This window comes from Kribbella sp. NPDC002412 (assembly GCF_053592935.1).
Map to the genome: position 1 here is coordinate 17,906 of NZ_JBSFBL010000029.1, position 11,824 is coordinate 29,729.

Genomic DNA, 11,824 nt, shown 5'->3' on the forward strand with positions numbered 1-11,824 from the left:
TCCGCACCGCGCAACACCCCGGAGCCGGTCCCGGTCGTACGCCGTACGACGCAAGCCGGGCAGCGGCACTCAGCGGTGCCGCGACGCGTCGTCCTTCACCAGGCGCGGCCAGTCCTCTCCCCAGACAGGTTCGACCGAGCCGGCTGGCAGCACGGATGCCAAGGTCCGGAACACGCGCTCGCTTGCTGCTACGTCGTACTCGTCGAGCCACTCGGACCACAGCATGTACAGATTCGCGCTGACCCGCTCGCCCCCGGCGGTACCGCTGAATCAACTCACCGAACACCGGCGCCATCATCACGTCGAACCACACCCGAAGGCCGTTGGCATATGCCATACCGCCCTCAAGTCCGACGTCCACGATCGTCATCAGCGACCCACACGGCCAGTCCTCCGGCGCAACGCCTTCCACGGCAAACCCACTTTCAACACCGAAGAGTCATTTGAAGGACGCAACGAACACACGACAGCTGGGAGCAGCCAGGTTCACAGAGCCGCTACTCGTTGCGGTGAGCAACCGGTTCCGGTCGTAGCTGAAGGTGGTCGGCACGTCCTTCACGACCTGGGAGACCACATTGCCCGCGGCATCGTGCGTGTAGCTCTCCGACGACACCACGTTCGAGCCACCGGCGTCTTTCTTCTCCACCTTCGCGACCCGGTCGAGCGGGTCGAACGTGTAGGCGTAGACGTTCTCCAGGTAGGCCGAGTGGTTGTCGGCGTGGGCGGAGATGGCTCGGTGAGGGGTCCGGGCGCGTGAATGGTCACACGTTGACGGTGGGCGACGGAATCGTTACCGGGCGGTCATGTCACTTGTTGCAAACGGTGTAACGCCGCGGGGTGCTTTTGCGATCACGCGCGACGGGGCGGCTTGTGGTGCAAGCGTTTGAGGTTCGCTTGGGGGTTGTGGGGGCAGTAGGGTGCGCCGATGGGTTACTGGGGCTATCTCGTCGCGGCCAAGAGCGACGGACCACTGGGCAAACTGGCCGAGCTCGCCGCGTTCGGGGACGAGTACCTCGAGGTCGAGGCGTTGCGCGACGGCTGGCAACTGGCGTGGGTTGCCGGGGCGAACGAGAATCCGCTGGTCGGCGCGCAGCTTCTCGCCAAGGCCACCGGGCATCCCGCTCTCGCTGCCCTGGTCCTCGACAGTGACTGTGGGCCTGTGGCCGCCGCCGAGCCTCAGGGCTCCAACTGGTCGGGCACCCTCGCCAAGTCGATGGCGATGAACTCGTACGAGATGCCGGACGACGGAGTCCCGCTCGCCACGTCCGTGGAGTCGTTCCTCGCCTGGGCCACCCAGGCCGGCCTCGCGGCCGACGAGCAGCTCGTCACCCAGGCCCTCGACCCCGCCGCCAAGGGCCCCGAGCACCTGTTCGGCTTGCTGCTCGAGGCAACCCGGATCGCCTTGTAATACAAGCGTTTGACGTTCGGACCCGGGTTCTTCCCAAGGGGCGAGGCTAGTAGGATCTCGCGCTTGTGAAGTCGCCTTCCGCTCGGCGGCCGGTTTTTCTGGACTCGACCGGGCGTCGCCATCGCGCCATTCGGCGGGCCGGTGCGGTTCTCGCCGTACCGGCTGCGGGTTATCTGATCCTGGTGGTCAGCAGCGTGCTCGGTGGGCCGAGTCTGGACACGCCGCTGGTTCCGCTGCCGGAGGCGGCGAAGCCGGCGCCCAACAAGCCGGTGGTCACGCCTGGTCCGGCCGCCGTGCAGTCCGTGCGCCCGAGCGTGGCGGCGGCCACCCCGCAGCGCGTGAGCACGCCGACCCCGAGCAGTACGCCGCAGCCCAGCAGCACGCCGACCGTCGTACCCACCCCGACGATCGCGCAGTCCACTCGGGTGACCGGTTCGCCCACGACTCCGCCCGGTAAGCCGACCACCGCTCACCCGAGCAACAAGCCGACCGCGCCGCCTGGTCGGACCAAGTCGCCGTCCAAGCCGTGAGTCGTCGACCGGTCGCGCGGCGCGCGAAACCTGTCCCGCTGCGCACGCACTGGGTCGTGCTGACCGTGCTGCTCGTCTGCCTCTCGAGCATGTTGCTGCTGAACGGCTACACGCACCACATGTTCGGCGCCGAGCCCGACGGTGCGGTCAAGGCCGTGGGCCCGGCCGGGTCGGTGCCACAGGCGATCGTCAAGGGCGGGCCGGTGGTCGACGCCGCGCCCGATCGGCCGCGGTCCGTGGCGCCCAAGGCCCGCACGATCGCGCTGACGTTCGACGACGGTCCGGATCCGGTCTGGACCCCGAGGATTCTCGACCTGCTCAAGGCGCAGCAGGTCAAGGCGACCTTCTTCGTCGTCGGCACCGAGGTCGCCGCGCATCCGGACCTGACCCGCCGCATCGTTGCCGAGGGCCACCAAATCGGCGTGCACACGTTCACCCACGCCAACCTGGGTACGGCGGCCGGCTGGCGCCGATCGCTCGAGCTCCGGCAGAGCCAGCTGATCCTGGCCGGCGCGACCGGGATGAGCACGCCGCTGCTCCGGCCGCCGTACTCGTCCGAGCCCGACGCGCTCACCGATGCGGACTGGACCGCCATCGAAGCAGCCCGCCAAGACGGCTACCTCACCGTGCTGAGCACGCAGGACAGCGAGGACTGGCGACGGCCGGGTACGACGAAGGTCATCGCCAACTCGATGCCGCGCGGCACCGCGGGCCAGGTGCTGCTCATGCACGACGCGGGTGGCGACCGGAGCGAGACTGTCGCCGCGCTCGCGAAGCTGATCCCGACGCTGAAGGGGCGCGGGTTCGCGTTCGCCACCGTAAGCGACGCCGTCGGGCTGCCGCAGCCGGTCCACGAGGCGAGCCTCGTCGAGCGCGGACGCGGTCTGGCCGCGATCTGGGCGATGCGGATCAGCGACGGCGTCCTGACGCTGCTGACCTGGTTCCTGTACGCCGCCGGCGCGCTGAGTGTGCTGCGGGCGATCACTACAGTGGTCGCGGCCCGGCGGCACGCGCGCCAGCGGGACTGGTCCTGGGGCGATCCCGTCACCGAGCCGGTCAGCGTGATCGTCCCGGCGTACAACGAGAGCGCCGGGATCGAGGCCACCATCCGCTCGCTGGTCGCCTCGGACCACCCGATCGAGGTGATCGTCGTCGACGACGGCTCGACCGACGGTACGGCGGACCTCGTCGAGGCGATGCGGATCCCGGGGGTCCGGGTGATCCGGCAGCCGAACGCGGGCAAGCCGGTCGCCCTCAACACCGGCCTGCAGGCGGCCCACTTCGACCTGGTCGTCATGGTCGACGGCGACACGGTCTTCCAGCCGGACACCGTGCGGATGCTGATCCAGCCCTTTGCGGACCCGTCCGTCGGCGCGGTGTCGGGCAACGCCAAGGTCGGCAACCGGCGCGGTCTGCTGGGGCGCTGGCAGCACATCGAGTACGTGATCGGCTTCAACCTCGACCGGCGGCTGTTCGACCTGGCCGAGTGCATGCCGACCGTCCCCGGTGCGGTCGGCGGCTTCCGTCGTACGGCGCTGGAACGCATCGGCGGGCTCAGCGACGTCACACTGGCCGAGGACACCGACCTGACGATGGCGCTGTGCCGGGACGGGTGGCACGTGGTCTACGAGGAGCGTGCGGTCGCGTGGACCGAGGCGCCGGCATCACTGGGTGCCCTGTGGCGGCAGCGGTATCGCTGGTGCTACGGGACGCTGCAGGCGATGTGGAAGCACCGTGGCGCGTGGGTCCAGCGCGGCCAGGCGGGCAAGCTGGGTCGGCGCGGGCTGAGCTACCTGCTGCTGTTCCAGGTCCTGCTGCCGCTGCTGGCCCCGGTGGTGGACGTGTTCGCGCTCTACGGCCTGCTCTTCCTCGATCCACTGCGGGTGGGCGTGGTCTGGGTGGGCTTCCTGGCGTTGCAGTTCGGGATGGGCGTGTATGCGTTCCGCCTCGACGGTGAACGGGCCGGGCCGCTGTGGACGCTGCCGCTGCAGCAACTCGTCTACCGGCAACTGATGTACCTGGTCGTCATTCAGTCCGTGTTCACCGCACTGGCCGGCTCCCGGCTGCGCTGGCAAAGGATGGAACGCTACGGAAGTCTGCACGCCCCCGCGCGGACCGAAGGTTTTCCCTAGACCACGCGAAATTCCCCGGTGATGGCTTCCGGATCAGACACTCGCCCACGGAAGATCTCCGGCAACCGGCCGCCCGCCCAGCGGCCCGACCCGGAGGAGCGCAGTCCATGCGATCTCTCATCACCCGTCCCCGCGTCGCGGCAGCCCTGCTGGCCGGAACGGCGCTCATGTTCACCTCGCTCAGCGGCCAGGCCTCCGCCCGGCTCCCCGCCGAGTCCCCCGACTGTTTCGTCCCACCGGCCGGCGCGTCGGCCAAGGGCGGGCACGGCCCGGACACCCGGGAGGTGTCGGCCGCCGAGCAGAAGGCGATCGAGGCCCGGACCGCGCAGTTGCTGAAGGCCAAGGCTGCCCGTGGTATCGGCGTGCCGCAGGGTGCGCTGGCGGCCGCGAACGTACCCGTGTACTTCCACGTGATGCGCGACGCCGCCGGCAACGGTGACGTCACCGACAGCCAGATCGCGCAGCAGATGGACGTGCTGAACAAGACGTTCGCCGGCCAGGAGTCGTCCGCCGCGGCCAACACCGGCTTCACCTTCACGCTGGCCGGGACGTTCCGCTACAACAACAACCAGTGGCACAAGGACAAGCAGAGCGCGTCGTACCGCAAGCAGACCCGCAAGGGCGGCGCGAACGCGCTGAACGTCTGGCTGGTCGACTTCGCCTACCTCGGGATCGCCACGTTCCCGTGGGACTACGACCGCAACCCGGGTGTCGACGGCATCCGCGTGCACTACGACTCGCTGCCGGGCGGCGGGATCGCCAACTACAACCTGGGTGAGACCGCGACTCACGAGGCCGGGCACTGGTTCGGTCTGTACCACACGTTCCAGGGCGGCTGCACCGCCACGAACGACGAGGTCGCGGACACTCCGGCGCAGAGCAGCGCCACCAACGGCTGCCCAGTGGGCCGCGACTCGTGCTCGCTGCCGGGCCTCGACCCGATCCACAACTACATGGATTACTCCTACGACTCCTGCTACAACCAGTTCACCCCGGACCAGAGCACCCGCATCAGCAACATGTGGACCGCCTACAGGGCCTAGGCTGTGAGACGTGGTCACCCCGGCATGCGTGGCCGGGGTGACCACCTTCAGTTCGGGGCGCTGCTCGTCAGAGGATGTAGCGGTCGCCTAGTTGGGTGATGCGAAGCCAGCGGGTGCCGTAGGGGGCCAGGTCCAGTTCGAGTACGCCGTCCTCGCGGACACTCGCCGTACCGTCCTGGAGGATGTCGACGGCTCGGATGCCGACTCCGTTGCCGGCGACCGCGAGGGTCACGTGGGCGGGTTCGTCGGCGAAGTTGTGGACGGCGACGATGCGGCCGCCCTCGTGCTCGGAGAGCTGGGCGAACACCGACGGCGCCTCGTGCTCGAGGATCGTGTACTTGCCCCAGGACAGCTCCGGGCACTCGCGGTAGCGCTGCGCCAGCAGCTTGATCCAGCTGAGCAGGGAGTCGGGATCACGACGCTGTGCCGCGACGTTGACCTGCTCCGGCCCGAAGTCGCCCTCGGTGACGGGTACGGCGAGGTCGTTCGGGTCCGCGGTCGAGAAGCCACCGTTCGGGTCGGCTGTCCACTGCATCGGCGTACGGACCGCGTTCCGTCCTTCGACGGCGAGGTTCTCGCCCATGCCGATCTCCTCGCCGTAGAACAGCACCGGCGTACCGGGCAGCGAGAAGAGCATGCTGTAGACCAGCTTCAGCCGGTCCGGGTCGTTGCCGAGCATCGGCGGCAGCCGGCGGCGCAGGCCGCGTCCGTAGAGCTGCATGTCCTCGTCGGGACCGAAGGCGTCGAACACCTCCTGCCGTTCCTCGTCGGACAGCTTGTCCAGCGTGAGCTCGTCGTGGTTGCGCACGAACGTGCCCCACTGCGCCTCCTCCGGCGGGTCTGGCCGCTCCCGCAACGCCTTCATCAGCTCAGCCGGGTCGTTGCGCGCCAGCGACAGGTAGAGCCGCTGCATGACGATGAAGTCGAACGACATGGTCAGCTCGTCGCCGTCCTCGTCGCCGAAGAACTGCCGGGTGTCCTTGTAGGGCAGGTTGACCTCGCCGAGCAGCATCGCCTGCCCACTCCGCCGGGACAGGAACGCCCGCAGGTCGCGGAGGTAGTCATGCGGGTCCGGCAGCTCCGCAGCATCGAGTGAGCCCGCCGGGTCGATCAGGAACGGTACGGCGTCCACGCGGAAACCGGACAGGCCCAGCCGCAGCCAGAAGCCGATCACCCGCATGATCTCCTCGCGCACGGCGGGGTTGGTGATGTCGAGGTCCGGCTGATGCTTGTAAAACCGATGCAGGTAGTACTGCCCGGCCTCCTCGTCGTACTGCCACAGGCTCTGCTCCTGGTCCGGGAACACGATGCCCTTGCCCGCGTCCGGCGGCGGCTCGTCCCGCCAGACGTACCAGTCCCGGTACGGCGACTCGCGCGACGCGCGCGCACTCCGGAACCACGGGTGCTGGTCGGAGGTGTGGTTGACGACCAGGTCGGCGATCACCCGCATCCCGCGGTCCTGGGCGAGCGTGATCAGCTCGACCAGGTCGCCGTGCGTCCCCAGCCGCGGGTCGACGCCGTAGAAGTCGGTGATGTCGTACCCGTCGTCGCGGTCCGGTGTCGGGTAGAACGGCATCAGCCACAGGCAGGTGATGCCCAGCTCGGCCAAGTGGTCGATCCGCTGGCTCACGCCGCGCAGATCACCCCGCCCATCGCCGTCGGTGTCGAAGAAGGTCTCGACATCGAGGCAGTACACCACTGCGTTCTTCCACCAGACATCCGCGGTCTCCGTCAGCCTCATGCCTTCGCGGTGCCCCGCGACACGGTGAGCTACACAGCGTTGGGTACAGCGCAGGCCATGGGGATCGCGCTTGCTCTGCTGTCGGCGCTCGCGTTCGGCCTGTCGGACATCGCCGCGGGGCTCGCGGCCCGGCGCGTGGGCGGAGCGGTCGTGGCGTTCATCGGGCAGTTGTCCGGCGTCGTACTGACCCTGGTCGCCGCCCTGCTGGTGGCTGCGCCTTCCGTCACGTGGACATCACTGGGCTGGGGCGCGTTGGCCGGCATCGGCACCGGACTGGGAGCCGCATTCCTGTTCCAGGCGATGGCCACCGGCCGGTTCAGCGTCGTGGTCCCGTTGAGCGACGTGGCCGGGGTCGCCATCCCAGTGCTTATCGGAGTGGCTCTGCTGGGTGACCACGTCGGGCTCGCGGCATGGTGTGGGTTCGCGCTGTCTGTTCCAGCGCTCTGGTTGATCACCAGCAAGACGGGTCCGCGTGGCGGCTCCGCTGCCGGGGCGCGCTGGGCACTGCTCTCCGGTGCTGCGTTCTCCTTGCAGTACTTGGCTCTGGCGCAGGCTGACCCTGCGGCTGGGCTCTGGCCGTTGGTGTTCAACCGGATAGCTGCAGTGTTGACCGTGGCACCGTGGGCCGCGCGTCCGGGCCGACTGCGGATGCAGCGACGCACACTGGGCATCGCTGTGGTCTCCGGTGTGCTCGGTACGGTGGCGATCGCTTCCTACTGGTTCGCGAGTCGCGCCCAGGCCCTGTCGATCGCGGTCGTGCTCACGTCGCTCTACCCGGTGGTGCCGGTCCTGGCGGGCATCGTCGTACTGCGTGAGCCGGTGACGCGGCGTCTGCTGGTCGGACTGGGACTCGCCGCGCTCACCGTCGTACTGATCTCCGTGTAATCAACCAGTCACCTGGAGTAGGTTCGTTGTCATGCTGAAACGGGCTGCTGTGCTTGCCGGGATCCTGATGCTCGTCTCCGCCGGGACGGTCGCCGCGTCGCCGGACAAGCGACTGGTCGTCGGCGGGACGCTGGCGAGCGTCAGCGAGGCGCCGTGGGCGGTGGTCCTGACCAACACGCAGTCCTCGCGGCCGACCGGGCGGTGGTGTGGAGGCGTGCTGCTCGCGCCCGACAAGGTGCTGACCGCCGCGCACTGCATGACCAAGCCGGTGGCGACGTACGGCGCGATCCAAGGCCGCGCCGACCTCAGTGACATCTCGACCGGGCGGGTGTCCGGGATCAGCAAGATCTGGATCCACCCCGGGTACAGCACGAAGAACAACCGCAACGACTTCGCCGTCCTCACTCTGGCCAAGCCGTTCACGCAGGTGCCGCTGATCGCGCTCGAGACGAACCCCAAGGCCGACCGGCGGGGCGTCGTACCGACCGTCTACGGCTGGGGCGACACCGCGGACACCGGGCCGGACGACACCTTGCAGAAGGCCGCCGTACCCGATCTCGGCGACGACGTCTGTCTGGCGAACAAGGAGTACGTCGCCAACGGGTACGCCGCCGCCTCGAACGTCTGCGCCGGCAACGGCAGCACCGACGCCTGCCAGGGCGACTCCGGCGGACCCCTCGTCCTCAACGGCCGCCTGCTGGCCACCGTGTCCTGGGGCAAGGGCTGCGCGGAACCCGATTTTCCCGGTGTCTACGCGGAAATCGCGCCAGTTGCTGAGACCCTCGCTCAACAGGTTCGTTAACCCGAAACATACCTGTCAGTACCGGTCCCAGGTCGTCACTGCTCGGACACAGCGGGAAAACACCATGTCTTTACCTTTCTGGTCAGCTACTTCGTTGCCCAGTGAGGAGAAGGCATGGCGCAGACCAGACGTCAGTTCCTGCAACAGGTCGGTATCACCGGTGGAGCCGGTGTCATGTACTCCACGATGTCGGCGCTCGGCCTCACGGGCGTCGCCGAGACGCCCGCGTACGCCGCCCCGTCGCGAGTCGAACTGAACGGCCACGGCCGCAAGCACGTCGTCATCCTCGGCGCCGGGATCGCCGGCCTGACGTCGGCGTACGAACTCCTGAAGGCCGGCTACCAGGTCACCCTGCTCGAGGCTCGCACCCGTCCCGGCGGCCGGAACTGGACGGTGCGTGGCGGCACCGTCGAGACCGACCTGGCAGGGAACACCCAGCGGGCCACGTTCTCGTCCGGCCAGTACATGAACGCGGGCCCGGCCCGCCTGCCGCAGCACCACGTGACCCTCGACTACTGCCGCGAGCTCGGCGTCCCGATCGAGCCGTTCGTCAACCAGAACGCGGACGCCTACCTCTACCGCGAGGGCACCACAGCCCTGTCCAACAAGCCGATCCGGCACCGCACCGCCAAGGCGGACGCCTACGGCTACGTCGCCGAGATGCTCGCCAAGGCCACCGACCAGGGCGCGCTCGACGCCCGGCTGACCGCGACCGACAAGGAGGCGCTGATCGGCTTCCTCAGGAGCTTCGGCGCGATCGGGAGCAAGGTGGACGGGTTCGCCTACACCGGGACCGACGGCCGCCGCGGCTACACGGTCGAGCCCGGCGCCGGCCTGGAGGGCGGCACGACGGCCGCGCCGTACGCGCTGAGCGACGTGTTCGCCAGCGGGGTCGGCAACTACTTCTCGTTCGAGTTCGGCTGGGACCAGGCGATGATGATGTTCCAGCCGGTCGGCGGGATGGACCGGATCCCGTACGCGTTCGAGAAGGCGATCGGCAAGGAGAAGATCCAGTACGGCGCCGAGGTGACCGGCCTGCGCAACACCACAGCCGGCGTCGAGGTCACCTACAAGACCGGGACGCGGACCCGGGTGCTCGCGGCGGACTACGCCATCTGCACGCTGCCGCCGCACCTGGCCGCGAAGGTCCCGTCGAACCTGCCCACCCCGATCGTCGACGCGCTGAAGTACGCCCGCCCGACGAACGCGGGCAAGATCGGCATCGAGTACGGCCGGCGCTGGTGGGAGGAGGACCACCGGATCTACGGCGGGATCACCAACAGCAACCTGGACACGGTCAACACCTGGTACCCGTCCACCGGCTTCCACGGCCGCCGCGGCACCGTCATCGGCTACTACAACACCGGCGCGAACGCCAACGTGTACGGCGCTCTGACACCGGCCGCCCGACTGGAGCGAGCTCTGATGCAAGGCACCAAGATCCACGGCGACGTGTACCGCAAGGACGTCAAGGCGGCCTTCTCGGTCAACTGGCTCGGCACCAAGTACTCCGAGGGAGCCTGGGTCAGCTGGCCGTCCCAGACCGACGGAGTCTACGCCCGGCTGCTCGATGCCACCGGCAACATCTACTTCGCCGGTGACCACCTGTCGCACGCCATCGCCTGGCAGCACGGCGCGATGACGTCGGCCCGCGCGACTGTGACCGCTCTGCACAGCCGGGTGGTGACGAGCCGATGAGGAAGCGTGCGTTGATCGCCGGCGTGGCCGCGGTCGCGATCTCCTTCAGTGCCGGCGCGGGTACGGCGGCCGGTTGGTGGGACAAGCCGAAGCCGCCACGACCGGGCACGGTCGCACCTGTCCTGCCTGCCGGCCAGGCCAACCCGATGATCGCCAGCGGCGTCGGCATCGGGGCCAACACACCGATCTACAAGACGAGTGGACTCGGGCCGTCGGCGCTCAACACGGGCGCTCCGGCCGGGACGGAAGCGTCGTACATCGACACTGTCGTCTTCCCGGGTGGGACGCTGCCGGCCGGCGTCACCATCACCGAGGCCCAGGGCATCAACGTGCTGCGGCGGATCGGCGAGAACCTGCAGGCCCAGGGGTTGTCGTACGCCGACGTCTACACGATGCGCGTCTTCCTGCAGAACCCGTCCGGCGCGGCCACCGCCGACTTCGCCGGCTGGAACCGCGCCTACCGCCAGTACTTCGCCAACACCGACCTGACCACCGGGAACTACGTCCCCGTCCCGCTCGGTACGGCGGCGCCCGCCAAACCGTTCGTGGTCAACAAGGCCCGTCCGTCCCGCTTCGCTCTCGAGATCGAGAACCTCCCGGTCAACGGCTGGCTGGTCGAAGTCGAGGTCGACGCGGCCTACCCCACGCGCTGACCACCTCGCCGGGGCCCGGTCCGGCCAGGGCCCCGGCGTAGGCTGGCCGGTGGGGGTGGGGCGGATGCGGCACGGGATCTACTTGCCGAACCAGGGGTCGTTCGCGGATCCCGCTGTACTGGTCGAGCTCGCGCAGGCGGCCGAGGCGGCGGGGTGGGACGGGTTCTTCGTGTGGGACGAGTTGCTGCCGTTGCACGCCCACAACGAGGCGGTCGCGGCGACGCTCGGCGACTCCGACGATGCTGCGGACGCGATGGTGGCGTTGACAGCGGTGGCGGCGGCGACCGAACGGATTCGGTTCGGCACGCTCGTCACCGCGGTGGCCCGGCTGCGGCCGGAAGCCTTCGCCCGGCAGGCGGCGACCCTGGACCAGCTGTCCGGCGGCCGGCTGATCCTTGGCGTCGGGCTCGGCCATCCGGACGACCAGTTCACCGCCTTCGGCATCGACGCGGACCTGAAGACCAGGGCCACGATGGTCGACGAGTTCCTCGACCTGGTGACTCGCTTGTGGACCGGGGAGCGCGTTGACTTCGAGGGCAACTACTACAACTGCCTCGGCGTCGCCCTCCGGCCCACCCCGGTCCAGCAGCCACGAATCCCGATCTGGATCGGCGCAGGCGGCTCCTACCGCGCTCCTCGCCGCCGAGCCGCTCGCTGGGACGGGTTCGCGCCCGCCAGCGAGCAGTGGCCGACGGTCGTCATCCCGCCCGAGACGTACGCCGCGATCGCTGCCGACCTGCAGGCCACCCGATCCGCCCGGCCGTTCGACCTGGTCCTGATCGGGAACGCCGACGCCACCGAACCCACACAGCCAAGCCTCCGGGATTACGAGCGCCACGGCGTCAACTGGCTGCTGACCCAAGCGCTCACCGTGGCGGACGCGCAGACGCGCATCCGCCTCGGCCCGCCGCCCCCGGGTCCGCCACGCTGAC

At 69.1% G+C, this 11,824-nt stretch carries 12 protein-coding genes; 9 read left to right on the forward strand and 3 right to left on the reverse strand.

Annotated features, from left to right (window positions below):
• Nucleotides 1–69: 69 nt before the first annotated feature.
• Nucleotides 70–225 (reverse strand): hypothetical protein, encoded by a 156-nt coding sequence (locus ACWCOV_RS22935; protein ID WP_449831332.1) that lies wholly within the window; start codon nt 223–225, stop codon nt 70–72.
• 214 nt (nt 226–439) lie between these two features.
• Nucleotides 440–646 carry a hypothetical protein gene (locus tag ACWCOV_RS22940; protein ID WP_449831333.1) on the reverse strand — a complete coding sequence of 69 codons (207 nt, stop codon included), beginning with the start codon at nt 644–646 and terminating at the stop codon, nt 440–442.
• 279 nt (nt 647–925) lie between these two features.
• Here ACWCOV_RS22940 and ACWCOV_RS22945 point away from each other — a divergent pair, with 279 nt between their 5' ends.
• From ACWCOV_RS22945 to ACWCOV_RS22960, 4 genes are all read left to right on the forward strand, one after another.
• Nucleotides 926–1,408: a hypothetical protein gene (locus ACWCOV_RS22945; RefSeq protein WP_449831334.1), complete on the forward strand. Its 483-nt coding sequence runs from the start codon at nt 926–928 to the stop codon at nt 1,406–1,408.
• 65 nt (nt 1,409–1,473) lie between these two features.
• A complete protein-coding gene (locus ACWCOV_RS22950; RefSeq protein ID WP_449831335.1) occupies nt 1,474–1,938 on the forward strand; it encodes a hypothetical protein in 465 nt (154 codons plus the stop codon).
• On the forward strand, nt 1,935–4,070 hold the full coding sequence (locus ACWCOV_RS22955) for a bifunctional polysaccharide deacetylase/glycosyltransferase family 2 protein (RefSeq protein WP_449831336.1): 2,136 nt from the start codon (nt 1,935–1,937) through the stop codon (nt 4,068–4,070). The genes ACWCOV_RS22950 and ACWCOV_RS22955 overlap by 4 nt, the downstream gene beginning before the upstream one ends.
• Nucleotides 4,071–4,177: 107 nt before the next feature.
• On the forward strand, nt 4,178–5,113 hold the full coding sequence (locus ACWCOV_RS22960) for a zinc metalloprotease (protein WP_449831337.1): 936 nt from the start codon (nt 4,178–4,180) through the stop codon (nt 5,111–5,113).
• A gap of 67 nt (nt 5,114–5,180) precedes the next feature.
• Here the strand turns inward: ACWCOV_RS22960 and ACWCOV_RS22965 are convergent, their stop codons facing one another.
• Nucleotides 5,181–6,854 (reverse strand): alpha-amylase family protein, encoded by a 1,674-nt coding sequence (locus ACWCOV_RS22965; RefSeq protein WP_449831338.1) that lies wholly within the window; start codon nt 6,852–6,854, stop codon nt 5,181–5,183.
• Between the two features lie 57 nt (nt 6,855–6,911).
• Between ACWCOV_RS22965 and ACWCOV_RS22970 the strand changes: the two genes are divergently transcribed.
• From ACWCOV_RS22970 to ACWCOV_RS22990, 5 genes are all read left to right on the forward strand, one after another.
• Nucleotides 6,912–7,739: an EamA family transporter gene (locus ACWCOV_RS22970; protein WP_449831339.1), complete on the forward strand. Its 828-nt coding sequence runs from the start codon at nt 6,912–6,914 to the stop codon at nt 7,737–7,739.
• Between the two features lie 31 nt (nt 7,740–7,770).
• Complete coding sequence (locus ACWCOV_RS22975; RefSeq protein WP_449831340.1) at nt 7,771–8,541, forward strand: S1 family peptidase; 771 nt, start codon at nt 7,771–7,773, stop codon at nt 8,539–8,541.
• A gap of 114 nt (nt 8,542–8,655) precedes the next feature.
• On the forward strand, nt 8,656–10,239 hold the full coding sequence (locus tag ACWCOV_RS22980) for an FAD-dependent oxidoreductase (RefSeq protein WP_449831341.1): 1,584 nt from the start codon (nt 8,656–8,658) through the stop codon (nt 10,237–10,239).
• Nucleotides 10,236–10,892, forward strand: coding sequence for a Rid family hydrolase (locus tag ACWCOV_RS22985; protein WP_449831342.1), 657 nt, complete (start codon nt 10,236–10,238; stop codon nt 10,890–10,892). The genes ACWCOV_RS22980 and ACWCOV_RS22985 overlap by 4 nt, the downstream gene beginning before the upstream one ends.
• Nucleotides 10,893–10,956: 64 nt before the next feature.
• A complete protein-coding gene (locus ACWCOV_RS22990; protein WP_449831343.1) occupies nt 10,957–11,823 on the forward strand; it encodes a TIGR03619 family F420-dependent LLM class oxidoreductase in 867 nt (288 codons plus the stop codon).
• Nucleotide 11,824 lies beyond the last annotated feature (1 nt).